This is a genomic window from Hyphobacterium sp. SN044 (assembly GCF_021864465.1).
GTDB lineage: Bacteria > Pseudomonadota > Alphaproteobacteria > Caulobacterales > Maricaulaceae > Hyphobacterium.
The window spans coordinates 83,347-108,470 of sequence record NZ_JAKKUV010000009.1 but is presented as its reverse complement, the minus strand read 5'-3'; the positions used below and the strand labels follow the sequence as shown (position 1 = coordinate 108,470).

Annotated in this window: 27 protein-coding genes; 8 read left to right on the top strand and 19 right to left on the bottom strand. The window is 66.3% G+C overall.

The features are described 5' to 3' along the window. Nucleotides 1-49 precede the first annotated feature (49 nt). The 3 genes from xseA to L5876_RS12320 are packed head-to-tail and all read left to right on the top strand — an operon-like array spanning nucleotide 50 to nucleotide 2,760. Entirely contained in the window at nucleotides 50-1,615 is a 1,566-nt protein-coding gene (gene xseA / locus L5876_RS12330) for an exodeoxyribonuclease VII large subunit (RefSeq protein ID WP_236956658.1), read from the top strand. A gap of 30 nt (nucleotides 1,616-1,645) precedes the next feature. Continuing rightward, on the top strand, nucleotides 1,646-1,870 hold the full coding sequence (locus tag L5876_RS12325) for a DUF2093 domain-containing protein (RefSeq protein WP_039718539.1): 225 nt from the start codon (nucleotides 1,646-1,648) through the stop codon (nucleotides 1,868-1,870). After that, nucleotides 1,867-2,760, top strand: a complete 894-nt coding sequence (locus L5876_RS12320; protein WP_236956657.1) for a M23 family metallopeptidase — start codon at nucleotides 1,867-1,869, stop codon at nucleotides 2,758-2,760. Before L5876_RS12325 ends, L5876_RS12320 begins: the two co-directional genes overlap by 4 nt. Here the strand turns inward: L5876_RS12320 and L5876_RS12315 are convergent. Genes L5876_RS12315 through L5876_RS12300 form a run of 4 tightly spaced genes read right to left on the bottom strand, consistent with a single transcriptional unit; the run spans nucleotide 2,709 to nucleotide 6,689 of the window. Continuing rightward, nucleotides 2,709-3,653, bottom strand: coding sequence for a lysophospholipid acyltransferase family protein (locus L5876_RS12315; protein WP_236956656.1), 945 nt, complete (start codon nucleotides 3,651-3,653; stop codon nucleotides 2,709-2,711). The genes L5876_RS12320 and L5876_RS12315 overlap by 52 nt on opposite strands. Next, nucleotides 3,650-4,672: a tetraacyldisaccharide 4'-kinase gene (gene lpxK / locus L5876_RS12310; protein WP_236956655.1), complete on the bottom strand. Its 1,023-nt coding sequence runs from the start codon at nucleotides 4,670-4,672 to the stop codon at nucleotides 3,650-3,652. Before lpxK ends, L5876_RS12315 begins: the two co-directional genes overlap by 4 nt. Then, on the bottom strand, nucleotides 4,669-5,949 hold the full coding sequence (locus L5876_RS12305; protein WP_236956654.1) for a 3-deoxy-D-manno-octulosonic acid transferase: 1,281 nt from the start codon (nucleotides 5,947-5,949) through the stop codon (nucleotides 4,669-4,671). Before L5876_RS12305 ends, lpxK begins: the two co-directional genes overlap by 4 nt. Next, nucleotides 5,946-6,689: a lysophospholipid acyltransferase family protein gene (locus L5876_RS12300; protein ID WP_236956653.1), complete on the bottom strand. Its 744-nt coding sequence runs from the start codon at nucleotides 6,687-6,689 to the stop codon at nucleotides 5,946-5,948. Before L5876_RS12300 ends, L5876_RS12305 begins: the two co-directional genes overlap by 4 nt. Nucleotides 6,690-6,802: 113 nt before the next feature. Between L5876_RS12300 and L5876_RS12295 the strand changes: the two genes are divergently transcribed. Next, the gene (locus L5876_RS12295; RefSeq protein WP_236956652.1) at nucleotides 6,803-7,468 is read left to right on the top strand and encodes a beta-lactamase hydrolase domain-containing protein; all 666 of its coding nucleotides are present in this window, start codon (nucleotides 6,803-6,805) and stop codon (nucleotides 7,466-7,468) included. 3 nt (nucleotides 7,469-7,471) lie between these two features. On the opposite strand, the gene L5876_RS12290 is transcribed toward L5876_RS12295, so the two are convergent. The 10 genes from L5876_RS12290 to L5876_RS12245 form a co-directional block, all read right to left on the bottom strand. Further along, complete coding sequence (locus tag L5876_RS12290; RefSeq protein ID WP_236956651.1) at nucleotides 7,472-9,229, bottom strand: ABC transporter ATP-binding protein; 1,758 nt, start codon at nucleotides 9,227-9,229, stop codon at nucleotides 7,472-7,474. A gap of 24 nt (nucleotides 9,230-9,253) precedes the next feature. Next, nucleotides 9,254-9,490 carry a DUF4170 domain-containing protein gene (locus tag L5876_RS12285; RefSeq protein ID WP_039718533.1) on the bottom strand — a complete coding sequence of 79 codons (237 nt, stop codon included), beginning with the start codon at nucleotides 9,488-9,490 and terminating at the stop codon, nucleotides 9,254-9,256. A gap of 22 nt (nucleotides 9,491-9,512) precedes the next feature. Next, entirely contained in the window at nucleotides 9,513-10,292 is a 780-nt protein-coding gene (locus L5876_RS12280; protein WP_236956650.1) for a 3'(2'),5'-bisphosphate nucleotidase CysQ, read from the bottom strand. Continuing rightward, complete coding sequence (locus L5876_RS12275) at nucleotides 10,267-11,628, bottom strand: TldD/PmbA family protein (protein WP_236956649.1); 1,362 nt, start codon at nucleotides 11,626-11,628, stop codon at nucleotides 10,267-10,269. Before L5876_RS12275 ends, L5876_RS12280 begins: the two co-directional genes overlap by 26 nt. A 43-nt stretch (nucleotides 11,629-11,671) precedes the next feature. Next, nucleotides 11,672-12,064, bottom strand: coding sequence for an MAPEG family protein (locus L5876_RS12270; protein WP_236956648.1), 393 nt, complete (start codon nucleotides 12,062-12,064; stop codon nucleotides 11,672-11,674). A 12-nt stretch (nucleotides 12,065-12,076) separates the two neighbouring features. Further along, a complete protein-coding gene (locus L5876_RS12265; protein WP_236956647.1) occupies nucleotides 12,077-12,535 on the bottom strand; it encodes a hypothetical protein in 459 nt (152 codons plus the stop codon). A gap of 65 nt (nucleotides 12,536-12,600) precedes the next feature. Next, a complete protein-coding gene (locus L5876_RS12260; protein ID WP_236956646.1) occupies nucleotides 12,601-13,260 on the bottom strand; it encodes a DsbA family oxidoreductase in 660 nt (219 codons plus the stop codon). 1 nt (nucleotide 13,261) lies between these two features. Beyond that, nucleotides 13,262-13,651: a hypothetical protein gene (locus L5876_RS12255; RefSeq protein ID WP_236956645.1), complete on the bottom strand. Its 390-nt coding sequence runs from the start codon at nucleotides 13,649-13,651 to the stop codon at nucleotides 13,262-13,264. Between the two features lie 64 nt (nucleotides 13,652-13,715). Next, on the bottom strand, nucleotides 13,716-14,129 hold the full coding sequence (locus tag L5876_RS12250; RefSeq protein ID WP_236956644.1) for a hypothetical protein: 414 nt from the start codon (nucleotides 14,127-14,129) through the stop codon (nucleotides 13,716-13,718). 21 nt (nucleotides 14,130-14,150) lie between these two features. Then, nucleotides 14,151-15,368, bottom strand: a complete 1,218-nt coding sequence (locus L5876_RS12245) for an acyl-CoA dehydrogenase (RefSeq protein WP_236956643.1) — start codon at nucleotides 15,366-15,368, stop codon at nucleotides 14,151-14,153. Between the two features lie 88 nt (nucleotides 15,369-15,456). Between L5876_RS12245 and L5876_RS12240 the strand changes: the two genes are divergently transcribed. Together L5876_RS12240 and L5876_RS12235 are read left to right on the top strand one after the other, a co-directional pair. Beyond that, complete coding sequence (locus L5876_RS12240; RefSeq protein WP_236956642.1) at nucleotides 15,457-16,194, top strand: sulfite exporter TauE/SafE family protein; 738 nt, start codon at nucleotides 15,457-15,459, stop codon at nucleotides 16,192-16,194. Nucleotides 16,195-16,199: 5 nt separating this feature from the next. Next, the gene (locus L5876_RS12235) at nucleotides 16,200-16,793 is read left to right on the top strand and encodes a GNAT family N-acetyltransferase (RefSeq protein ID WP_236956641.1); all 594 of its coding nucleotides are present in this window, start codon (nucleotides 16,200-16,202) and stop codon (nucleotides 16,791-16,793) included. Here the strand turns inward: L5876_RS12235 and L5876_RS12230 are convergent. After that, nucleotides 16,765-17,211, bottom strand: coding sequence for a nucleoside deaminase (locus L5876_RS12230; RefSeq protein WP_236956640.1), 447 nt, complete (start codon nucleotides 17,209-17,211; stop codon nucleotides 16,765-16,767). The genes L5876_RS12235 and L5876_RS12230 overlap by 29 nt on opposite strands. A 65-nt stretch (nucleotides 17,212-17,276) precedes the next feature. On the opposite strand from L5876_RS12230, the gene L5876_RS12225 reads away from it, so the two are divergent. Together L5876_RS12225 and rsmD are read left to right on the top strand one after the other, a co-directional pair. Further along, nucleotides 17,277-18,302 carry a pseudouridine synthase gene (locus L5876_RS12225; protein WP_236956639.1) on the top strand — a complete coding sequence of 342 codons (1,026 nt, stop codon included), beginning with the start codon at nucleotides 17,277-17,279 and terminating at the stop codon, nucleotides 18,300-18,302. Next, nucleotides 18,299-18,859, top strand: a complete 561-nt coding sequence (gene rsmD, locus L5876_RS12220) for a 16S rRNA (guanine(966)-N(2))-methyltransferase RsmD (protein WP_236956638.1) — start codon at nucleotides 18,299-18,301, stop codon at nucleotides 18,857-18,859. The genes L5876_RS12225 and rsmD overlap by 4 nt, the downstream gene beginning before the upstream one ends. Before the next feature lie 118 nt (nucleotides 18,860-18,977). On the opposite strand, the gene mutL is transcribed toward rsmD, so the two are convergent. The 4 genes from mutL to ileS form a co-directional block, all read right to left on the bottom strand. Next, nucleotides 18,978-20,801, bottom strand: coding sequence for a DNA mismatch repair endonuclease MutL (gene mutL, locus L5876_RS12215; RefSeq protein ID WP_236956637.1), 1,824 nt, complete (start codon nucleotides 20,799-20,801; stop codon nucleotides 18,978-18,980). Nucleotides 20,802-20,915: 114 nt separating this feature from the next. After that, nucleotides 20,916-21,470: a DUF3035 domain-containing protein gene (locus tag L5876_RS12210; RefSeq protein ID WP_236956636.1), complete on the bottom strand. Its 555-nt coding sequence runs from the start codon at nucleotides 21,468-21,470 to the stop codon at nucleotides 20,916-20,918. Nucleotides 21,471-21,542: 72 nt separating this feature from the next. After that, the gene (gene lspA, locus L5876_RS12205) at nucleotides 21,543-22,046 is read right to left on the bottom strand and encodes a signal peptidase II (protein WP_236956635.1); all 504 of its coding nucleotides are present in this window, start codon (nucleotides 22,044-22,046) and stop codon (nucleotides 21,543-21,545) included. Nucleotides 22,047-22,049: 3 nt separating this feature from the next. Further along, nucleotides 22,050-25,010: an isoleucine--tRNA ligase gene (gene ileS, locus L5876_RS12200; protein WP_236956634.1), complete on the bottom strand. Its 2,961-nt coding sequence runs from the start codon at nucleotides 25,008-25,010 to the stop codon at nucleotides 22,050-22,052. Between the last annotated feature and the right edge of the window lie 114 nt (nucleotides 25,011-25,124).

Genomic DNA, 25,124 nt, shown 5'->3' with positions numbered 1-25,124 from the left:
GGTTAGACCGGACTTGCGCGCCTGACCAGAGCGCGACTACCTATCTGTCATGTCCGAGGACGCGTCCAACGCCCACGAGTTTTCCGTTTCCGAACTGGCCCTGTCGCTGAAGCGCACGGTCGAGGACGCCTATGGTCATGTCCGGGTGCGCGGTGAGCTCGGCCGGGTCACGATCGCCAAGTCCGGCCACATGTATCTCGACCTCAAGGACGAGAAGGCCGTCATCGACGGGGTGATGTGGAAGGGCGCGGTCAATGCCCTGTCCTTCCGCCCGGAAGAGGGTCTCGAAGTCGTCGCGGAAGGCCGCCTGTCGACCTATCCGGGCCGGTCGAAATACCAGATCATCATCGAGAAGCTGGAGCCCGCCGGGGCCGGCGCGCTGATGGCGCTTCTGGAGGAGCGCAAGAAGAAGCTCGCCGCCGAGGGCCTCTTCGCGGCCGAACGCAAACGCCCCCTGCCCTTCCTGCCGAAAGTGATCGGCGTCGTTACTTCACCGACCGGTGCGGTCATTCGTGACATCCTGCACCGCCTTGAAGACCGGTTTCCGCGCCACGTCCTGCTCTGGCCGGTCGTCGTCCAGGGCGAGACCGCCGCGCCGCAGATCGCCGCCGCGATCGAGGGCTTCAACGCCCTGCCTGCGGGCGGGCCGATCCCGCGCCCCGACGTGTTGATCGTCGCGCGCGGTGGCGGCTCGATCGAGGACCTCTGGGCGTTCAACGAGGAAATCGTCGTCCGCGCCGCCGCGGCGTCGGGCATTCCACTGATTTCCGCCGTCGGACACGAAACCGACACCACGCTGATCGACTTCGCTTCGGACCGGCGCGCGCCGACACCGACCGGTGCGGCGGAAATGGCCGTTCCCGTCCGCGCCGAACTGATGGCCGATGTACGCGGCTGGGACGAACGCCTGACGCGCGGCCTGATGCGGCTGGTGGACAACCGCAAGAACGAGCTGCGCTCTGCCGCCCGCGCCCTGCCCCGGCCGGAAACCTTGCTCGGCCTGGCCCGGCAGCGTTTCGATTCGGCCGCCGACCGCCTGCCGGTCGCGCTCAACCGCTTGGTCGAGCGCCGCAAGGACCGTTTGCGCATCGCCTCGGCCAGCCTGCACAGCCCCAAAGCGCTGATCGCGATGGCCAGACAGCGCTATGCCGGGTCGAAAGACCGGCTCGCGCCCGCACTTCGCTCACTCACGCGCTCGCGCCGGGAACGGCTGAACACCGTGATGGCCGGGCTTCGGCCCGCCACGCTGAAACGCGAATTGCAGCGCGAACGGCGCAGTCTCGATCAACTCGTCGTTCGGCTCACGGTCGGCGCCGAAAGCCGGACACGGGAGCGTCGCAAGGATCTCGCCGCGCTCTCGGCCCGGCTGGAATCGGTGAACTTCAAATCCGTCCTCGGTCGAGGCTTTGCGTTGGTTCGCGACGGCGATGGCGCGCTCGTGCGCGCCGGTGCCGGTCTGCAATCCGGTCAGGGCATCGAGATCGAATTCGCCGATACGCGCCGCAAGGCCGTCGTGGATGGCGAGGGACGATCTACCCCGCCGCAATCCGCGCCGCCGAAGAGGCGCAGCCCGGCCCCGAAACACCCGTCACCAAAGCAGGGCAGCCTGTTCTAGGCTGGCCCGCCTCGTGCTAGAGACCTCCCCATGACCTCTGCCTTCGATAGCGAATTCCAGGGCGAAGCCGTTCTCGAATTCTCCGATTCCGACTTCATGATCCTGAAGCCGGGCAATTTCGTGCGCTGCGCCGTCACGGGCGACCCGATTCCGCTGCGCGATCTGCGCTACTGGAGCGCCGAACTGCAGGAGGCCTACAAGGACGCCTACGTTTCGGTGAAACGCTGGCAGGACACGCACGGAGCCAGCCGATGATCGACCTTCTCCTCGCCCTCGCGCTTCAGACGTCCGATCCGATTGGCGACCTTCTGGAAGCCGACGCGGAAATGCCGCGCGCCGGGCAGGAAGCGGAAATCCCGCCGGCCCCGGAACCGCGCGAACGTCCGGTGCGCTGTGCCGGCGAATTCATCCAGGGCGCGATGCTGGTCTGCCGCACGGCGCCCGGCACGCGGATCGATTTCGGCGACCAGTCGGCCACCGCCGATGCCGAGGGCTGGGCGGTACTCGGCCTCGACCGCGACCAGGGCGAGGAAATCACGCTGTCTGCGCGCCTGCCCGACGGCACGGAATTCCTGCAGACCCATTCGGTGACCCAGCGCGAATACAATATCCAGCGCGTGGAAGGCGTGCCGCAGCGCACCGTAACCCCGTCCGAAGAAGACCTGATCCGCATCCGTGCGGAGAGCCAGCGCAAGGCCGCCGCCTACACCTCGCGGTGGGAAGGTGCGGGCTTTGCGGGCGGCTTCATCGCCCCGGCCGAAGGAATCATCTCCGGCGTATACGGCTCACAACGCGTCTATAACGGCACGCCGGGCCGTCCGCATTACGGGCTTGATTACGCCAACGATCCGGGCACGCCGGTCGTCGCACCGGCGGCGGGTCTCGTCGTGCTCGCCGACAACGACATGTTCTATGAAGGCGGCCTCGTCTTCATCGACCACGGCCAGGGCTTTACCAGCGCCTTCCTGCACATGTCGGATGTGACGGTCGATGTCGGCGATGTCGTGGAACAGGGCGACCAGATCGGCGCCATCGGTGCGGGTGGCCGCGCGACGGGTCCGCACCTCGACTGGCGCATCAAGTGGCGGAACCGCTACATCGATCCGGCGCTGGTGCTGGAGGTCGATCCCGCATCCTTGCGGTAGACCGACTTGTCCCAGCGGCGATGCACCCAGAACCATTGTTCGGGAGCTTCGCGGATCCGGTCCTCGACCCAGCGATTGATGTTGGTGACGGTGTCGCGCACGGCCTCGGTCTTGTCGGCCGCCGTGCTCTGCTCGATCGGATCGTAGAAGGTCACGCGGAAATTCGCGCCCTCAAGACGGCGGGTCACGATCGGGATCAGGGGCACGCCGGTGCGCATCGCCATCTTCGAGGGGCCCGGCGCGGTCATCGTCTCGTAGCCGAAGAACGGCGCGGCGATGCCGTCATTCATCTTCTGGTCGTTCATCAGCGCGACCGCCGTGCCCTCGGACAGGCATTTCAGCAATTCCTTCGCGCCGGCTCCGCCCTTCGCGGTCATGATCTTCAGACCGTAGGCCGCGCGGGTCGACAGGATGCGCTCGTCGATGATCGGATTGTTGGCGTGGCGGTAGGTGACGCGGCAATTGAGGCCCAGGTCGGCGATCACCGCCCCCATCACCTCCCAGTTCGAGAAATGCCCCGAGACGAGGACGTAGGGCTTGTGCTCGCGGGTCAGCTTCAGAACCAGCTCCTCGCCGCGCACCTCGACGCGTTCGCGCGTTTTCGGCGGGGCCAGCACCGCCATGTTCGGGTTCTCGCCGAGGAAGCGGCCGAAACTGTCCCACATCCGGGTCAGCAGCCGGTCGATCTCCGGCTTTGTCGCTTCGGGAAAGGCACGCTGCATGTTGATGCGCGCGACATTCTGCACCGATGCCATGGGCCCCAGACGGCGCAGTATGGCGGCCCCGGCATCGCCCGCGCGGTCGATCCCCATCGAGCGGAAAATTCCCTCATAGGTATCCCAGCCGAGCGCTTCGGCGCGCCAACCCAGTTTCTGGTGCCACGGTGCGTTCATCGTGCCGCGGCCTTTACCCCGCGCGCGGCGGCGGCGTCCAGACCGGCCTGCAAGATCGCATCGAGCGCGCGTGCGTCCGCGAACCTCGCGTCCACCCGGCTGACGAAGACGGTCTCGCGGAAACCCGCTTGCAGGCGCACGGCGTCCTTCTCCGTCGTGACCAGCGTACCATTCGCGCCGGAAGCAAGATCGGCAAGGCGTTCCAGTTCGCGCGCGCTGAAACGGTGATGGTCCGGAAAGGCCACGGTCTCGACAACATCGCCGCCCTGCCGGCGGATCGCATCGAAGAATTTCTCAGGCCGTCCGATCCCGGCGAAAGCAACCAGCGCTCCCGGCGGAGGCGGTTCGGCGGGTTCCAGCCAAGCACGAAGCACAGGCTTTTCGAGATCGGCGAGACCGAGTGCTTCGAAATTCGGAATGTCTTCCGGGCCGGGCATCATCACGACCACCGCGTCGGCACGCCTCAGCCCCGCTTCGACCGGTTCGCGCAGCGGGCCGGCGGGAAACACGCGGCCATTGCCCCATCCCGCCTCACCGTCGATCACGATGATCGAGGCGTCCTTGTGCAGCGACGGATTCTGGAAGCCGTCGTCCATGACGATCGCGTCCGCCCCATTCTCGACGGCTCGCAATGCACCTGCCACGCGGTCACGGCTGACCCAGACAGAAGCGTGCCGCGCGAGCAGAAGCGGCTCATCGCCCGTGTCGTCGGGCCCGTGCAATTCGGGATCGACGCGTTCCGGGCCTTTCAGGCGACCTCCATAACCACGCGACAGACCGTGGACGGCCACATCGCGGTCCGCAAGGCGATCCATCGCGGCGGCAGCGACCGGTGTCTTCCCGGTCCCGCCGACGCTCAGATTCCCGACGCAGAGGACGGCGGCATCGACCCGAGCGCCTGGCTTTGCCACGCGCTGCGCGGTCGCAGCGGCCTGAATGGCCGAGAGCGGCGACAGCAGCGCCTGTGCAAGCCGGCTGCCCGGTCCCGTTGATCCAGCCCAGAAGGCCGGCGGTTTCATGCGAGCGTTCCGGTCAGCATCGGGCGCAGGGCTGACATCGTCTGCGTCAGCGCACCGGAGGACAGGTCCTTCACGGCTTGCCGCGCCGCCGGGACCGTATCGGACTGCCCGTTCCAGATCGCCGCGACCGCAGCGGACAGCGCATCGGCATGCGCCACGCGCGTGACGGCGTCATGGGCTTCATAGGCGGCGAAGACATCGTCGAAGCTGGCGGTGAAGGGTCCGGTCAGCACGGCGGCGCCGCCCTGGGTCGCTTCGACGGGATTATGCCCGCCTATCCCGTCGATCAGGCTGCCGGCGATAAAGGCCACGGGCGACAAAGCGAACCAGAGTGCCATCTCGCCCATCGTGTCGGCGAGCCAGACCGAATGCTCCGGACCCGGCAAGTCCCCCGCCGACCGCCGCGCATGCGCGAAATCGCCGGAGGCCAGCGTATCGCTCATCGCATCGCCCCGGTCGGGATGGCGCGGCGCAAGGATCAGAAGCGCATCCGGATAATTCTTCAGAAGATTCTGGTGCGCGGCCAGGACGATCTCGTCTTCACCCGGGTGCGTGCTGGCGGCCAGCCAGACCGGGCGGCCGCCGATCGTCGCGCGAAAGCGCTCTAGAGTCTCTGCATCAGGCGGATCGGCTTCGGCATCAATCTTCAGATTGCCGACCATCGGCACGTCATCGTCGAGGATCGCCGACAACCCCTCGGCCGTGCGCCGGTCGGCCGCGCCGATCCACGCGAAGCAGCGCAGCAGACGCCGCGCGCTGCCGCGATTGGCCAGCCAGTTCCGGACCGACTTCGAATTCATCCGCGCATTGACGAGCGCCATCGGGATGCCGCGCCGTTCCGCCGCGAGCAATAGGTTCGGCCAAAGCTCCGACTCCGCAAAAATCCCGAGATCGGGCTGCCAGTAGTCGAGGAAGCGGCGCACATAGCGCGGCCGGTCGATCGGCACATACTGGTGAATGGCACGTGACGGCAGCTTCTCGCTCATCAGCTGCGCGGACGTCGTCGTTCCCGTCGTGACGAGGCAATGCAGATTGGGGTGCTCTTTCAGAAGCGCCCGCACCAGCGTCAGGATCACTCGCGACTCGCCGACGCTGGCGCCGTGCAGCCAGACGAGATGGCCGTTCGGCCGATTGCGCGAGGGCCGGCCCTGCCGCTCGTCGAGGCGGAGCGGGTCTTCCTTGCCGCGCTTGACCCGGTGGTGCAGCGCCGGATGCGCCAGCGGTCCGGCCAGACGCGTCGCCCAATGATAGACGAAGAGGCCAGGAGGCAGGCTCATGACACTGCCCCGGCGGTATCCGGGAGCGGTTCGGGCTCACTGATCGGCCCGCCGCACGCCCGATCGGCCTCGAGCGTGATGGCGTTGAGACGGTCTTCCAGGACCAGCCGCAGACGCTCCATCTCCTGCACCGAAGCATCGACCGGCACGACGATGGATTCGCCCCAGACCACCACGCCGCGCCCGAAGGGCAAAGGCAGGATGAAGCGGTCCCAGGACTTGGCGACATGCTTGTTCGTCACGGACCAGGAGAAGATCATGATCGGCGCACCGGTCGCCTTGGCGAGGCGCAGTGCGCCCATGGTCGCGCGCTGGCGCGGGCCGCGCGGGCCGTCGATCGTCAGCCCCATGCAGTTTCCGTCATCGACCCAGCGATCCATGTCGCGAAAGGCCGCCACGCCGCCCTTCGCCTTGTCCTTGCGGCGGTTTCGCGAGGACCCGCGAACGGTCGCAATGTCGAGATGACGCGCAAATCGGGCGATGAAGTCGCCTTCCTTTGATCGCGAGATGAGCATGGCCGGTTTTTGCGGTGCTGAACGCGGCCACGCCATGAAGCTCAGCGCGATGCGCGAATGCCAGAAGGCCGCCACGATCCCGTCGCCCCGCTCGGTCAGCGCATCGATATGATCGCGCCCGCGATACTCCCACCGCGTCGTCGCCGCACACAGCTGCATGTATCGCGCGAGCAGCCATGCAACCGCGATCTGGAAGGGGGCTGAACGGGTCAGGCGCTTTACCATGTTCACCTTGCTCGCAATGCCCGACTTGCGGGTCAAGTCCGGGCGGGAGTTGCGGGGGGAGATAAGCCCGCCTAAACCCCCGCGAAAGGGTTGTAGCAGGACCATTGCGCCTGATGGCTTACGATTTGACCAATGCGGCTGACCGCGAACGCGCCTGGCAGGACTATCTGTGGAAGGACCATGGCGTCCTGCGCCTGAAATTCCACAACATGCATCCGGTCGGCACCAAGGGCATGTGGCGCGCCAACCAGCCCTCGCCGAACCGGATCAAATGGCTGGCAGACAACGGCTTCAAGACCATCCTGAACCTGCGCGGCACCCAACCGGGACGGCCCTACTATGATCTCGAACACGACGCCTGCGAGCGTCACGGCCTCGCCATCGTCGACCTGCCCTGGGGGTCCCGCGAAGCGCCTTATGTCGATCGCATCGAACGGTTGATCGAAGTGTTCAATTCGATCGAATACCCCGCGATGATGCACTGCAAGTCCGGCGCGGACCGGGCCGGTATCGTCGCGGTGATGTACATGCTGCTGCACGAAGGTGCGTCCTTCGAGGAAGCGATCGACCACCTCTCGTTCAAATACCTGCACGTGAAGCAGGGCAAGACCGGCATGCTCGACTACTTCTTCGAGCAATACCGGCTCGCGAACGAGGCCGAGCCGATCGATTTCCTCGAATGGGTCCGCACGAAGTACGACCGTCAGGCGACCCATGACGGCTTCATGGCCAGCTGGTGGGGCAGTCTCCTGACCGAGAAACTCCTGCGCCGGGAATAGGCGTCAGCCCGCCGCGAATTGCAGCTTCGACAGGCGGGCATAGAGCCCGTCCTTCGCAACGAGGTCGTCGTGACGGCCCTGTTCAGCAATCCGCCCCTGATCGAGCACATAGATCCAGTCGGCATTACGCACGGTGGCCAGCCGGTGGGCAATCACGAAGCTTGTCCGGCCCTCGGTCAGCCGCGATAGCGCCTCCTGCACCCGCGCTTCGGCTTCGGCGTCGAGCGCGCTGGTCGCCTCGTCGAGCAGCAGGATCGGTGCGTCCTTGAGGATGGCGCGCGCAATCGCAATCCGCTGGCGCTGACCACCGGACAATTGCCCGCCGCGCGGCCCCACCGGCGCGTCGTATCCGCCCGGCAGAGCGGTAATGAAGTCATGCGCATCAGCTGCTTTCGCCGCCGCGGCGATCTCCTCGTCGCTCGCATCCAGCCGGCCGAATGCGATGTTGGCCCGCACCGTGTCGTCGAACAGCGTCACGTCCTGACTGACAAGGGCGATGGTCTGTCGCACCGACGCGATGGTCGCGGACCTGATGTTCTGCCCGTCTATCAGGACCCGGCCTTCGGTCGGGTCGTAGAGCCGTGGAATGAGGTTGAGGATGGTCGTCTTGCCGGACCCGGACGGGCCAACGAAGGCAATCGTCTGTCCCGGCTCTGCCCTCATCGAGATGCCGTGGAGAGCTGGCGCATCCTCGCCATAAGCGAAGGCGACGTTGTCGAACTCGACCGCGCCGCCGGAGAGTTTCAGAGGCTTAGCATCCGGTGCTTCGGTGACGGCGTCGGGCGTATCGATCACGGTGAACACCCGGTCCAGAACGGCCAGACCTTCCTGGACGACGGCGTTCAATGTGCCGAGGGCGCGCACGGCAGGGGCCATCACACCGATCGCGGCGATAAAGCCGATAACGTCGGGCACGCTCATTTCGCCATTGGATATCCGCCAGCCAGCGAAGCCCAGCACGCCGGCAAGCGCGATCCCGCCAATGACTTCCAGGATCGGATCGACCCGAGCCCTGGACGCCGCCAGCTTCAGGGCCAGTCTGAAACGCTTGAGGAAGGCACCGTGCGAGCGCTTCTCCTCGTATTCTTCCAGCTGATAGGTCTTCACCATCCGGACGCCGGAAAAGCTTTCCTCGAGGAAGCTCGTCACCTCACCCATCTGCTGCTGCGCCTCGTTGGACGTCTTGCGCAGCCGCTGGCCGATCCGCACGACCGGCAGGGCCGCGATCGGGTAGACGAAGAGGACGAGGATGGCGAGCATCCAGTCGAACCAGAACATCGCCGCGACAGCGCCGACCACGGTCAGCGTGTCGCGCAGGAGATTGTTGGCGGCGCGGACCAGCGCCTCTCGCAAGAGCGTGATGTCATTGGTGAACCGGGAGACCAGCGACCCGACGGGCTCGGCCAGCAGGCGCGCGAAATCGGCGCGCACCAGCCGCACGAACATGCGTTCCTGCAATTCCTGCATCACCCGCAAAGCGAGCCGGTTGGTCTGGACCGTCTGGGCGAACAGCGACAAGCCGCGCACCGCCGTCATCGCGAAGATGGCGATCGGCGCAATCCAGATCACCCGTTCGTCGCTGCGCTCGAGCAATTCCATCGTCCAGCTCAGGACAAAGGCATAGCTCGACACCGCAGCAGCCGTGAGCGCGGAGAGAAGCACTGCGACAAGCACCAGCGGCCAGCGATGCGCCAGCCAGTCGCGCCACAACCGGGCGGTCAGTTCACCTGTGGAACGGGCGCGGGGCGTTTCCGCGTTCAATCGGACCTCTTTCCCGCCCGCCGATCAGTGGTGATCCGACGACGGATCGAGCAGCTTGTGGGCGTGGATAATGAAATAGCGCATGTGTGCGTTGTCCACTGTCGCTTGCGCGGCCTGCTTCCAGGCGCGGCGCGCATCGTCGTAATTGGCAAAGGCCCCGACGAATTCGACCTTGGACAGATCCTTGAACTGGTTGGCGTGCGGGCTGACTTCGGACAATTCGCCGCCAATGACGAGATGAAGCAGCTGACGGTCGGGCATGGGGGCTCCGTTGGGTAGATGTCTAGGTCTTGTTTTGAAGCCGGTCTCTTAGCAATGCGTGAAGCCTCGGACCAGCCGCCAGCGGCGGTCGGCACTGCACCGTATCCGTGTTGTAGCGGTATGGCTGCCCGGCATGGTCGGTCAGGAGGCCGCCTGCCTCGGACATGATGATGTCCGCCGCCGCCAGATCCCAGTCCGATTTCGGCCGCGGCGAAACCGAGGCATCGAACCGTCCGGCGGCAACCAGCGCGATCCGGTAGGCGATCGAATTGCGCGACTCGATCGTCGTGCCTTCCTCCAGAAGACCGCGCGACAGGTGCGGATCGCCGAGAAGCCGGGCGCCCGCTAGAGTCGGCTGGTCGCTCGGGTGGATCGCCTCGCCATTCAGAGTTGCGCCCTCGCCCTTGGCGGCATCGAACATTTCGGCCGTGATCGGGTTGAAGATCGCACCCGCGACCGGACAGCCTTCCTCGACCACGCCGATCGAAACCGTGAAATGCGGCTTGCCCTTGATGAAGGCGCGCGTGCCGTCCATCGGATCGATCACGAAGCTGCGCCGCGCGGTCAGCCTGGTCCCGTCATCGACGCTCTCTTCGGACAGCCAGCCATAGTCGGGGCGCGCCGTTTTCAGGAGCGATTCCAGAGTCTTCTCCGCTGCCAGGTCGGCTTCGGTGACCGGATTTCCGCGGCTCTTCTCCCAGGCCTCGGCCCCGCGCCGGAAAAAGTCGGCAAGGATCTCGCCCGCCGCGCGGGCCGCCTCGCGTATCAGGGCGCGATCAGGATCCGCCAACGGAGAGGTCATCGACCAGCACGCTCGGCGCGTTCACCGCATGACGAAAGAGAAGGTCATTGGCCGGGACCAGCCGGGCAAAGATATCGACCAGATTACCCGCGACCGTGATCTCGCTGACGGGGTGATCGACCGCGCCGCCCGCTATCCGGAACCCGGACACGCCGACCGACCAGTCACCCGTATTCGGATTGAGCGAGGGTCCGAACATGTCGGTCACAAGCAGCCCGTCGGCGATCCCGCCGATCATGTCCTCCGGCGAGGAGTCTCCGGCATCGAGATGCAGATTGCTCGGACCTGCGCCCGGAGGTCCGCCGAGATTGCGCGCCGCGCAGCCATTGGGCTCAAGGCCGAGCTGGCGGGCCGCGGGAAGGTTGAGGAACCAGTCCGTAAGAACCCCGTCCTCGATCACCGCCCAGTCCCGCGCCGGCAAGCCTTCCCCATCCCACGGCCGCGATCCGAGACCCCAGTCGCGGGTCGGCACGTCGAGAATGCGGATGCCGTCGGCGAAGACTTTCTGACCGCGCTTGTCGCGCAGGAAGGACACGCCGCGCGCCACCGCCGGACCGCTGATCGCGCCACACAGCGAGGACAGGAAGACGCTCGACACGCGGCGATCGAACACGACCGGCCGCTTGCCCGACGGCAGGGTTTTCGGTCCGAGACGGGCAACGGTTCGCTCTCCGGCCTCCCTGCCGATCTCTTCCGCGGAACGCAGATCGGCCTCGCGCCGCGCCTGGGTAAAGGCGTAGTCGCGCTCCATCGCGCCATCGCGCGCGGCGATCATCACCGCGCCATAGCCCATGGTGGATTTACGCCAGCTGCCGGCAAAACCATTCGACGCGGCAACCGCGCCCGTCGCCGTTCCCCGGCTTGCGGTCGAGGATTCCGTCATCGTCACGCCGTCGACCGCGCGGCCGGCTTTCTCGGCTTCCGCAGCGAGCGCTTCGAGGTGTTCGGGGCTCCAGTCGCCGTCCTCGAACATGGCGATTTCGGGCGCGTGTTCGCAGAGCTGTCCCGGTTCGGCGAGCCCGGCCCACTTGTCCTCCGGGGCAATGCGCGCCATCGCAATCGCCCGCTCCACAACGGTTCTGAGGCCGTCGGGCGACAGGTCGGAGAAGGACACGCCCGCCTGCCGCTTGCCGATCATGACGCGCAAGCCGGCGTCCTGCGACTCGGAGCGCTCGATGTCCTCAAGCTCCCCGTCGCGCAGGGACACTTCGGTCGAACGCGATTCGATCACCGCCGCCTCGGCGGCGTCCGCCCCGCCCTTCCGGGCCAGGGCGACGAGCTCGTCGGCGATGGATTGAAGGCGTGCGGGATCGGGGGCGTCGGTGTGCTGGCTCATGCCGCATGCCTAGCCCCCGCAGGGGTTTCAGGCAACGCGCCGTCTACATCACCGCATACCAGAACAGGGCAATGACCTGCGCGAGATAGACCAGCGCGGTCAGCAAGGCGCCGATCGTCCGGCCGGGACCGGACTGTTTGCCCAGCCCCATGGTCGAGGCATGCGCCACCCGGGCGAGGGACAGTGCCACGCCCAGCACGTGGATCAGGAAGGCCGGCGCGCCGACGAGGGCGAGGATAACCAGCCCCACCAGAGCTGCCGGAATCCACTCCGCCGCATTGGCGTGAGCACGGATGCGCAGCTCCATGTCGGGAACGCCGCCGGTTCCGAAATTCACCTTGTGCCGCCCGCGCGCCAAACCGGTACCAAGGCCAAGGACAAGCAGAATCAGGATGTTGATCGCCGCGTAGAGCGCGGCGGCTTCGATCGCCGTCATGACTGATCCCTGTTAGTTGAAGCCGCGTTCAACGCATTCGCGCGTTTCGTTCGTCATGAACATCGCTGCGCTAGTGACTTCTTCGATCGTCAGACGCATGCGGATTTCCGTGGCTTCCTCGGCGCGCTGGTTCATCGAGGCGACGAGGAAATCCTGCACATCCTCGCTCAGTTCTTCCCGCGCCGACGCGGCGACGCAGATGCACGTCTCGCGCGACAAATTCGTGGATTGCAGGCAACCCTCGATGAATTCCGGGTCGGTCCCGGCGGACGTCATCGGCTCATCACCGCCGGATGATGCGACATCATTGCCGGCATCTTCGTCATCTTGTGCGGCATCATCGCCGTCTTGATAATCCATCTGGCCGTTCACGGCCTCCGGCGCGTCCTCGGCGGGATCATCCGAACCGCCGCAACCGGCCAGCACGAACGCGACCGCCGCGGCTCCGAAAATCGAAACGAGAGATCTCATTAGGCTTCCTCCCTGAAGAGCTTTCGGCGAGACTAGGACGAAATCCGGTCGTCTGCTGAAAATTCTCAATCCCCGTCGGCAAGGGCTTCCTTCGCAGCCTCGACGAGGGTTTCCGGCGCGACCGCGCCGGGCACGGCAAACTTGCCGTTGAGGATATAGGTCGGCACGCCGTTCACCCCGAGCCGGGCGAAGAACATCGCTTCGTCGCGGACCGCCGCCATATCCCGGTCGGTGGAGAAAAGATCGGTGAGGATCGCCTTGTCGAGACCGGCTTCGGCGCCGATCGCAATCAGCACCTCCGGGTCGCCTATATCCTTCAATTCCTTGAAATAGGCGGAGAAAAGCCGGTCGGCGATCGTCTCCGCCACCGCATTGTCCTGACCCCGCGCCCAGCGCATCAGCCGGTGCGCGTTCACGGTCGAGGGCCGGTGTTCGATCTCGCCGAAGCGGAACTCGATCCCGGCGGCCGGCGCGGCGGCTTCGAGATGCTCGCTCATCTGCTGCCACCGTTCCCGGTTAGTGCCGGAGAATTTCGCTTCCATATAAGCCTTGTAGGGCAGGCCCTGCGGCGGGATGGACGGGTCGAGCTCATGCGGCCGGAAGATGGTCTCGGTCGCGACCTCCGGCATCAGCTCGCGCGCCTTTTGCCAGTGGCGATGGCCGAGCCAGCACCACGGGCAGACAAAATCAATGACGAGGTCGACCTGCAGCGTGTCGTCCGCCACGCTATTCGCTCCGGACGGGCGCCAGCGACAGACAGGTCATCACGCCGTTCTGGATCACATTGGCAGCCGAGAGTTGCTCTTCCGGCTCAAGCGCGCCGAACACGCGTTCGCTTTCCTCGCGTGCGGCATCCCAGTCCTGGACCATGGCCTGATCCTGCAGCGTGCCCTGGCTCCCCAGTGCCATGGCCCGGAACAGGGCTTCGCTGGAATTTTCCGCCATGTCGGCGCTAAGGCAGTCACAGAACGCAGTGTACTCGGCTTCCTCGCCGCCCTGATTGACCGCCTGCTGCACGCGGCAGGCATGCTTCATGTACTCGTCGAGGACGGCGGGATCCTCGGTGAAGGGCGTGCTCTGCAAGACGACGGCAGCAAACAGGCTGGCAAGCGGCATGGATCATACTCCGTGAAACGGTGCGCACCTTGGCGGTCACGGACCGCTCGCGTCAAACCCCGGTTCAGGGGGTCGGCAGTCCGGTCAGGATGAAGGCCGCCACCGGCGCGGCGAAAATCGCGGCCACAACGATCTCGATCGCGACCGAGAGATAGGTGTGCTGGACGCGCACGCCCTTGTCGCCATCGAGGAGGAGGGAGACGATCCGGCCGAGCGCCGCCCCGCCCCATCCGGCGGAAAGGACGGCCGCCGCGCCGATCGCACCGAAACCGGTGACCGCCGCACCGATATAGGCGAGGTGCAGGAGCAGCATCATGCCCCCCAGCGTCGCCCGGAATTCGGCATAGCCGCCCGGCCGCGCCGGGTCGGCCTTCAGCCGTGTCAGGTTCGACCCGAATTCGGGCCGGACCAGAGCATACGCCCCGAGCCCGGCGCCGAAGACGGCGGCGACCACGGCAATGATCTCCAGAATGTCCATCTTTCACGCCTCCCGGCGGTTTCAGCCCTCGTTCGACAGGCGTTTCATTTCCATACGGGCGATGGCGCGTTCATGCACCTCGTCCGGGCCGTCGGCCAGACGCAGCGTCCGGATGCCCGCCCAGGCGCTGGCCAGCGGCGTGTCCTGAGACACGCCCGCGCCGCCGAACACCTGGATCGCATCGTCGATCACTTTCAGCGCCATGGTCGGTGCCGCGACCTTGATCATCGCGATCTCCTTCTGCGCCACCTTGTTGCCGACCGTGTCCATCATCCAGGCGGCCTTCAGCGTCAGAAGGCGGCAGGATTCGATGTCGATCCGGGCGCGGGCGATGCGGTGGTGCCACACCGACTGGTCGGCGATCCGCTTGCCGAAGGCGACCCGGCTCATCGCGCGGCGCACCATGAGTTCGAGCGCCCGTTCGGCGGCACCGATCGTGCGCATGCAGTGGTGAATGCGGCCCGGTCCGAGGCGGCCCTGCGCAATCTCGAAACCGCGCCCTTCACCCAGCAGCATGTTCGATGCCGGCACCCGCACATTGTCGAGCCGCACTTCCATGTGGCCATGCGGGGCATCGTCATATCCGAAGACGTTGAGCGGACGCACGACCGTGATACCCGGCGTGTCAGCGGGAACCAGGATCATCGACTGCTGCTTGTGGCGTTCCGCGTCGGGGTCGTTCTTCCCCATCAGGATGTAGATCTTGCAGCGCGGATCGCCGGCGCCGGACGACCACCATTTGCGGCCATTGATCACATACTCGTCGCCGTCGCGCTGGATCGAGCAGGAGATGTTCGTCGCATCGGACGACGCCACATCCGGCTCGGTCATCAGGAAGGCGGAGCGGATCTTGCCGGCGAGCAGCGGCTTCATCCACTTGTCCTTCTGCTCCGCCGTGCCGTAGCGGGCGAGCACTTCCATATTGCCCGTGTCCGGCGCGGAGCAGTTGAACACTTCCGACGACCACAGCACCCGGCCCATCTCTTCCGACAGCGGCGCATAGTCGAGATTCGACAGGCCGGCCCCGTCTTCCGATTCCGGCAGGAAGAGGTTCCAGAGATCGGCCGCCTTCGCCTTTTCCTTCAGCTCCTCGATGATCGGCAGCGGCTGCCAGCGATCGAGCCCGTTGGCGGCCAGCTGTTCGGCATAGGTCGCTTCATTGGGATAGACGTGCGCGTCCATGAAGGCGCGGACCCTGTCGAGATATTCCTGGCAGCGCGGCGAATAGGCGAATTCCATGTCCCGTCCCCTTGTGGTTCGTAGCAGCCGTATGGCCATCCTTTGGGGGCGACTATAAACCTCCTGACGAAAAAGGGAGGGGATTCGCATGACGTGGCCGATCATTATTGTCGCAGCCCTCGTCACCTCCTTTGTTTCCGGAATTTTCGGTATGGCCGGCGGGCTTATGCTGATGGGCGTACTCGCCTTTCTGCTTCCGGTCTCCGCGGCGATGGTCGTTCACGGCGCCATCCAGTCGGTCTCGAATGGCTGGCGTGCAATTCTGTGGCACCGCTGGATCGACTGGCGCATCCTCGGCCTCTACCTGATCGGGTCCGCAGCGGCTGCGGCGCTCCTCTTCGCCTTCATGATCCGCCTGCCGGAAGCCTGGCTCTTCATCGTGCTGGGGCTTGTCCCCGGCCTGCTCTGGCTGCCGCTGAAACAGTTCGCGCTCGATGCGCGCAAGACCTCCCACGCGATCGCATCAGGTGTCGGTGTCACGGGTCTGGGGATCGTCGCGGGCGTCTCCGGCCCGTTGCTCGACGTCTTCTACGTCACCACCGGCATGGACCGGCGCACCGTCGTGGCGACCAAGGCCGCGACACAAGTCGTCGCCCACGGGTTCAAGATCGCCTACTACATCGTCCCGGCGCTTGCCGCGGGGGCGCTGGCCGAGCCCTGGTGGCTGCTCGCGGCCATCCCGCTGGCCATGCTGGGCACCACGCTCGGAGCGCATGTCCTGAAGCGGATGAGCGACATCCAGTTCCGCAATGCAACGAAATGGATCGTGACGGTGATCGGCACCATCTACGTGATAAGGGGCATCCTCCTCCTCACCACGGGATAGCCGCCATGGATTTGCGTCCGAGGGTTCTCGAAAACGAATTCGTCCGCCTCGAGCCGATGGAGGAGCGCCACCGCGAACCGCTGCGCCCGGTCGCCGACGACGAGGACATATGGACGCTGATGACCCTGCCCGGCTTCGGGCCGCATTTCGACACCTGGTTCGACATGATGCTGGCGGCGCAGGACCGCGACCAGATCAGCCATGTGATCTACCGCAAGAGCGACGGGAAGGTGGTCGGGCATTCCGCTTATCTGCTGATCGTGCCTCAACATCAGCGCGTCGAGATCGGCTGGACCTACTACGCCGCCGAGGCCCGCCGCACGGCGGTCAATCCGGCCTGCAAGCTTCTCCTCGTCGGCAATGCCTTCGACAGCGGGGCGCAGCGCGTCGAGCTGAAGACCGGTGGCAAGAATCTGCGCTCCCAGGGCGCGATGACCAAGGCCGGATTCGTTCGCGAAGGGACGTGGCGCAGCCATCTCAACACCTGGCGCGGCGAGCGGCGCGATACGGTCTATTTCTCGATCCTGCCCGAGGAATGGCCCGGGGTGAAAGCCGGCCTCCAAGCGCGGCTCAACGCGTTTTCGTCCGCCGCTGCCTGAAGAAGTCCTTCAGCATCGCCGAGCTTTCCTCCCACATGACGCCGTGCTCGACCGCCGGCCGCCAGTGACAGGTCGGCTGGTCGAAGAATTTCGGGCCGTGGATCACCGCCCCGCCCTTCGGGTCGGTCGCGCCGAACACCAACCGTCCGATACGCGCATGGCTGATCGCCCCGGCGCACATCGCGCAGGGCTCGAGCGTGACGTAGAGTTCGAGACCCGTGAGCCGGTAATTGCCGATCGTTTCGGCGGCGAGGCGCATGGCGCGGATCTCGGCATGCCCGCTCGGGTCGTGCGTGGAAATCGGCGCATTGCCTGCGGCGGCGATGATGCTATCCGTCGCCGGATCGACTATGACCGCGCCAATGGGCGCCTCGCCTGCAGTGGCGGCGGCTTGCGCCTCCTGCAGGGCTGCCCGCATAAACCGGTTGTCGCGCGCCTCGTCCATGTCCGGGCGGTACGGCGCGCCCGCGAAAGGGTCAAGTCTTGAACGATACCGCAGACGGAGAACGCATCGCCAAAGTGCTGGCGCGCGCCGGCGTCGCCAGCCGCCGCGAGGTCGAGACGATGATCGAGGCCGGGCGGATCACGCTGAACGGCAAGACGCTGACCACGCCTGCCGTGAAAGTGACCGACAAGGACCGGATCACGGTCGACGGCCAGCCCGTGGGTGAGGCCGAACGCACACGGCTTTGGCGCTATCACAAGCCCGACGGGCTGGTGACGACGCACAAGGACCCGCAGGGGCGCGAGACCGTGTTCGAGACACTGCCGAAGGAAATGGGGCGCGTGATCTCGGTCGGCCGGCTCGACCTGACGTCTGAAGGCCTCCTCCTGCTCACCAATGACGGCGAGCTGGCCCGCGCGCTGGAACTGCCTTCGACCGCCTGGACCCGCCGCTATCGCTGCCGCGCCTTTGGCGATCTGACCGAGGACGGGATCGCGAAGCTGAGAAAGGGCATCACCCATGAAGGCATCCACTACGGCCCGATCGAAGTCGAGGTGGAACGCAAGCAGGGCGGCAATGTCTGGCTTCTGGTCTCGCTGAAGGAAGGCAAGAACCGGGAGGTCCGGAAGGCGCTCAACGCCGTCGGACTGACCGTGAACCGCCTGATTCGGACTGCCTACGGCCCCTTCCAGCTCGGCAGCCTCGACAAGGGCGAGGTCGCTTCGGTCAATAACCGGGTGCTGGTCGACCAGTGCGGCCACCTTCTGCCCAAGCTGAAGGACCAGACCGGCGACGACCCGGCCAGCGGGCAAGCGAAAGCGAAGACTCCGACGCGCAAGAAGCCGCCCATGGGCGACAAGCGAAAGTCCGGCGGACGTCCGCCATCCAAGGGGCCGGGTGGGCCGAAGGGCGACGGAAAACCGCAAGGCGACGGGCCGCAAAAGGGTCCCGGCCGTCCTCAGGGACCCGGCCGGCCGCAAGGGTCCGGCAAACCGCAAGGATCACGCCCGGCCCCCCGTTCTGGTGATCGTCCCTCCGGACCGCGTGGAAGCCGGTCCCGATGAGAATTGTCGCCGGACGCTTTGGCGGACGCCCGCTCGTGGCGCCGAAGGGGTCGGGCACGCGCCCGACCTCCGACAAGGCGCGTCAGGCCCTGTTCAACGTGCTGGAGCATGCCGACTGGACCCCGCCGCTCGACGGCGCGCGGGTGATGGACATCTATGCGGGGTCGGGCGCGCTCGGCTTCGAGGCGATCAGCCGCGGCGCCAGTTTCTGCCTCTTCGTGGAAACCGCTGCCACCGCGCGCGGCGCGATCCGCGACAATGCTGAGGCGCTGCAGCTCTTCGGCATCACCCGCATCCACCGGCGCGACGCCACCGCGCTTGGCACCAAGCCAGCCGGCGTCGGTCCGCCCTTCGACATCGCCTTCATGGATCCGCCCTACGGCCATGACCTCGCACCGAAGACGCTGCGCACGCTGAAGGAGGGTGGCTGGCTGAAACCCGACGCCCTCGTCGTGCTCGAAGTCGGCGAGGACGAGACGCCCGACACATCGGGCTGGACCGTTCTCGACCAGCGCGACTGGGGCAAGGCGAAGGTGCTGTTCTTGCGGGGTGAGTAGTTTTCCTCCCCCGTTTACGGGGGAGGTGTCAGCGCAGCTGACGGAGGGGGGAAATCCACCCTCGCTCCTTCGGGTCACTCCCCCCGCAGGCGGGGGGAGAAAGGTTTCTAAAGGCTCTCTACCGCCGCCCGAACAGCCGTTCGATATCCTTCAGCTTCAGCTCGACATAGGTCGGGCGGCCGTGATTGCACTGGCCGGAATGGGGCGTCGCCTCCATCTCGCGCAGCAGGGCATTCATCTCCTCGCCGGTGAGGCGGCGGCCGGAGCGCACCGAGCCGTGGCAGGCCATCGTGCCGACAACCTCCTCCAGCTTCTCCTTCAGCGACAGTGCCGCGTCATATTCCGCGAGTTCGTCGGCGAGGTCGCGGATGAGGCCCTGGACGTCGAGCTTGCCGAGCAGCGCCGGCACCTCCCGCACCGCCAGCGCGCCGGGGCCGAAGGGCTCGACAGACAGGCCAAGTTCGGCGAGTTCCTCACCGCGTTCGAGAATGCGCTTCAGATCGGCCTCGTCCATCTCGACAATTTCCGGCACCAGCAGCGCCTGTTTCGGCACGCCGCGGCCGGCCATCGCCGCCTTCATCTTTTCGTAGACGAGGCGTTCGTGGGCGGCGTGCTGGTCGACGATGACAATGCCGTCGCCGGTCTGGGCCACGACATAGGTCTCGTGCAGCTGCGCGCGCGCCACGCCGAGCGGACGATCGGGCTCCGGCGCGGCGGTTTCGGTCTCGTTACGCGCCTGCCAGTCCGGCTCGACCCGGGCGGAATGCCCGCCCAGCAGCGAGGACGCGGTCTCGGCGAATTGCGAGGGCGGCGGCGCGCCCCAGCTCTGCATCGGGCGGTAGCTCGGCGGCAGGGGCTGACTGCCCTGCGGACGCGCCGCGCCGAGCGCGAAACCGGACACCGTCGTCGACGCCCGGTGCCCCGCCCCGGCGAGCGCATGGCGCAGCGCCCCGACGATCAGACCGCGCACCAGCCCCGCATCGCGGAAGCGCACCTCGGCCTTGGCCGGGTGGACGTTCACATCGACGCCGCCGCCTTCGAGATCGACGAACAGCGCCACGACCGGATGCCGGTCGCGGGCGAGGAAATCCTGATACGCGCCGCGCACCGCGCCATGGAGCAGCTTGTCGCGCACCGGGCGGCCATTGACGAAGAGATACTGGTGCATCGCCGAGCCGCGATTGAAGGTCGGCAGCGAGGCAAAGCCCGACACCCGCACGCCCTCGCGCGCCTGGTCGATCTCCAGCGCATTGTCCCCGAAATCGCGGCCGAGGATTGCCGCCATCCGCGCCTTGCGTGCATCAGGCTCCGCGCCGGTCTCGGCCGCGAGGTTGAGACGCGAACGCCCGTCGAGCGTCAGCTGGAAGGCGATGTCGGGCCGGGACAGCGCGATGCGCTTCATCATGTCCGCGATGGCGTTGTCTTCCGCCCGCTCGGTCTTCATGAATTTGAGGCGCGCCGGGGTGGCGTAGAACAGGTCGCGCGCCTCGATCCGCGTGCCGGGCCGCCCCAGCGGCGGGGCCGGGCGGACCTCCGAGGTCTCGCCACCCTCAACCGCAATCGTCCAGGCATCGCCTTCGCCCTCGGCCTGCGAGGTGATCGTCAAGCGCGAGATCGAGCCGATCGAGGGTAGCGCCTCGCCGCGAAACCCCATCGTCGTGATGTGGAGGAGGTCGTCCTCGCCCTCGGCATCGATGGGCAGTTTCGACGTGGCGTGACGCTCGACGGCGAGCGCCAGCGTCTCGGCATCCATGCCGCGCCCGTCATCATCGACAACGAGCCGGTTGAGCCCGCCGCCTTCGGCGTTGACGATCACCCGCCGCGCGCCGGCATCAAGCGCGTTCTCCACCAGCTCCTTCACCGCTGCAGCCGGGCGCTCGATCACCTCGCCGGCGGCGATGCGATTGACGGTTCCCGGGGACAGGCGGCGGATCACGCTCATGGGGGCAGCCTTTCGCGCGGGCCCGAGTCGGTCAAGCCGAGCGCACGGTCAGCGGAGAAAAGAAAAAGGCGGCGGGCCGGAGCCGCGCCGCCTTCAACGGGAATGGTATGCGGATCAGAGACCCGGCAGCTTGCCGATACGGCTGCGGTCGCGCTCGATCTCGACGGGCTGGCCGCCGGTCACGGCGTCGATTCGGGCCTGTTCCTCGGCGAGGCGCGCGGCCTCTTCGTCGGCGTCAAGCGGCGTCTCGGCATCGCGATAAGTCGTGCCCGGACCTTGCCAGAACAGGATCTGGTCGGTGAAGCTGCGCGTCTTGCGCACGAGCCCCGCCGTTTCCCCGTCCACGATTTCACGGATGAAGGGGTCGGCTTCGCTGGCACCGGCGCGGGCGACGAGCAGCGCTTCGCCGTCGCTGCCTTCGAAATTGTCCTGCTGGCCGAACAGCGCGGCACGCGCCGCCTGATCCGGATAGACGTCTTCCGGACGGGGCTCACCCGGCCGCGGCGGACGCAGATTGTATTCCGGCGGCACGGTTAGCGGCGCGATGGTCACGACGCGGAACTCGTCCGGCGTGACTTTTTCCGCACCGAGCGCCTGGCGCACGTTGGAACAGCCGGTCACCGCCACGGCGGCGATGGCGAGGCTTATGAAGATGGCGCGTTGACGCATGGTGTTCCGCTCCGGTGTTGACGTTCGGACGGGAGTTTTAACGAAGCTGGCCCGTCCTTGCCAGCCTTTGGCTCATTTCGACTTTTCGCTGTTCAGCACGAGGTCGAGCAACAACAGGCCGACACCCACATTGATCGCCATGTCCGCGACGTTGAACACCCAGCTGAAACCGAGATCGGAAAAGTCGAGGAAGTCCGCCACGGCGCCGTAGATCGCCCGGTCGATCGCATTGCCGATCGCCCCGCCGATGATCGCGCCATAGGCAAACACCTGCAGCCGCCGGGTTGCCCGCAGCATCCAGGCGCAAAGGAGGCCGGACACGGCGAGCGAGAAGGCGATAAGGATCAGGCTCTGCCACAGCGCCTGCGCCTGGAAGAGGCCGAAGCTGATGCCCCGGTTCCACACCATGGTCAGGTTGAAGAAGGGCAGGACCTCGATCGAACTGCCCGCCCCGCCCGCGTCGAGATCGAGGATGTAGAGGATCCAGTATTTCGACGCCTGATCGAGCGCAATGATCAGGAGCGCGAAGGCAAAGCCGATAATGGCCAGCGTCGAGGATGAGCGGCGGCGAAACATGGATCAGACACGCTCCTTGCGGGAATCCCACCACGCCACGGCATCGGCGTCGCGCGGGCTGAGTTCAGGATAGCGCGGATCGCGGCCCACGTCGGGAGAGATTTTCCACGAGCGTGCGCATTTCCGCCCTTCGGCCGGCTTCACCTCGACGGCGGCGTCGTTCACGTCTTCGAGGCGCCAGGCCGAAGCCGGGAGCGTGCCCTCGACGAGATGCGCCGCGCTGGTGATCGAGATTTCCGCGAGGAAGTCGTCCACCCCGCCCGGCGCTTCCGCTTCGAGCGCGGCGCGATAATCGCCGGTCGAGACATGGATGACCGGAGCCGCCTCCAGCGACGAGCCGATCCGCTTTTCCCGGCGTTCGACTTCCAGCGCGCCCGTGACCACACGGCGCAGGCGGCGGATCGTCTGCCAGCGCGCGGCGCGGTCGGCGTCGAGCCAGGCCGACGGCGTGTCCGGGAAATCCTGCAGATGGACCGAGCTGTCGTCGCCCGGATAGCGGCTGACCCACGCCTCTTCCATGGTGAAGGGCATGATCGGCGCCAGCCAGGTGACAAGCCGGTCGAAGACCGCGTCCATCACCGTGCGGCAGGCGCGGCGGCGGACCGAATCCGGCCGGTCGCAGTAGAGGCTGTCCTTGCGGATATCGAGATAGAAGGCCGACAGATCGACGATGCAGAAATTGAACAGCGCCGCATAGACCCGCTTGAAGTCATAGGTCTCGTAGCCCTGCCGCACCGTGCGGTCGAGCTCGGCCAGACGGTGCAGGATGAAGCGCTCCAGCGCCGGCATGTCCGCCTCCGGCAGGAGCTCGTCTTCGGAGAATCCGTCGAGCGCGCCGAGCAGGTAGCGGATCGTGTTGCGGATCTTGCGGTAGGCATCGACCGACGTGTTGATGATCGCGTCGCTGATCCGCAGGTCGGCCGTGTATTCCTGGGACGAGGCCCACAGTCGCAGGATTTCCGCCCCGAACTTGTTGGCGACCTCGTTGGGCGCGACAACATTGCCGAGAGATTTCGACATCTTCCGGCCTTCGCCGTCCATGACGAAGCCGTGCGTGACGACCGCGTCATAGGGCGCGCGGCCGCGCGTGCCGCACGATTCCAGCAGCGAGGACTGGAACCAGCCGCGGTGCTGGTCGGAGCCTTCGAAATAGACGCTGGCCGGCCATTTCTGGCTCTCCGCGCCTTCGAGCGTGAAGACATGCGTGCAGCCGGAATCGAACCAGACATCGAGGATGTCGGTCACCTTTTCCCAGTCGCCGGCATTGTGTTCGGACCCGAGGAAATCCTCCGCCGGACGGTCGAACCAGGCATCCGCGCCGTCCGCCGCGATCGCGTCGATCACGCGGGCATGCACCGCCTCGTCGTCGAGGATTTCACCCGTCGACTTGTTGACGAAGATGGTCAGCGGCACACCCCAGGCGCGCTGGCGCGAGACCAGCCAGTCCGGCCGGCCTTCGACCATCGACCGGATGCGATTCTTCGCCGTCGCCGGCGTCCATTGCGTGTCGTCGATCGCCTTCAGCGCCAGATCGCGCAGCGTCTTGCCGTCGAGGAAGGGCTTGTCCATCGCCACGAACCATTGCGGCGTGTTGCGGAAGATGACCGGTGCCTTCGACCGCCAGGAGTGCGGATAGGAGTGCTCCAGACGTCCGCGCGCCAGAAGCAGTCCGGCCTCGACCAGCTTCTCGATCACCGCGGCATTCGCCGGGCCGTCCTCGCCCGTCTTCTTGCCGGAGGTGCGGATGATTTCGAGGCCCGCGAACAGGGGGATGTGCGGCAGGAATTCACCGCCCTCGCCCACCGTGTGCGGAATCGGCTCGCCCTTGTCGTGCCATTCCTTGGCGCCCATCCAGGCCACATAGTCCTCCGCGCCATGGCCCGGCGCGGTGTGGACGAAGCCCGTGCCATCCTCGTCGGTGACGTGATCGCCTTCCAGAAGCGGCACCGGGTAGTCCCAGTAGGTGTCCAGCCTGGCGAAGGGGTGCGAGCAGACGAAGCCGTCCGGGTTCACGTCGCTGACGCGTTCCCATTTGGTGATCGCGGCTTCCCCCGCGACCTTCTCCCACAGCGCATCGGCGCAGATCAGGAGATCGCCCGGCCGCGCCCAGGGCGTGAATTTCTCGGCGTCGGCGGCGATCACCTTGTAGGCCCCGTAGGCGACGCGGGAGGAGAAGCAGATCGCCTTGTTGCCGGGGATCGTCCACGGCGTCGTCGTCCAGATCAGGACATGCGCACCGGCCAACCCGCCCGGTATACCCGAGCCGTCCTTCTTCACACCGCGCAGCGGGAATCGGACCGTGATCGTGGAGGACACCTTGTCCTGATATTCGACCTCGGCCTCGGCCAGCGCGGTGCGCTCCACTGGCGACCACATTACCGGCGACGAGCCGCGATAGACGAGCCCGTTCTTCACGAATTTCAGGAATTCCGAGGCGATCACCGCTTCGGAGCCATAATCCATCGTCGTGTAGGGCTCCGCCCATTCGCCGATGCCGCCGAGGCGCTGGAACTCCTCGCGCTGCACATCGAGCCATTTCGAGGCATAGGCGCGGCACTCGGCACGGAACTCGGTCAGCGGGACCTCGTCCTTCGACTGGCCCTTGGCGCGGTATTCTTTCTCCACCTGCCATTCGATCGGCAGGCCGTGGCAGTCCCAGCCCGGACGATAAGGCGAATCATGGCCCAGCATCTGGCGCGAACGGACGATGAAGTCCTTGAGGATCTTGTTCATCCCCGTGCCGATGTGGATGTGGTTGTTCGCATAGGGCGGGCCGTCATGCAGGTTGAAGCGCGGCCGGCCCTCGGCCTTGGCGCGCAAACGGCCATAGATGTCCATCTCCGCCCAGCGCTTCAGCCATTCGGGCTCGCGCTGCGGCAGGCCGGCACGCATCGGGAAATCGGTTTGCGGCAGGAAAAGCGTCTCGCGATAGTCGCGGCCGGTTCCGTTCGGGGAATCCGTCATCGCGTTCAGGTCCTTGTCTGTATCGTGTTCTGGAAAAACGGGTCGCGCATATGTCCCGGCTCCCCGGCGCGATTCAGCGCGCGAGGACCGGGCCGGTAATTCGCCCGATGGCCG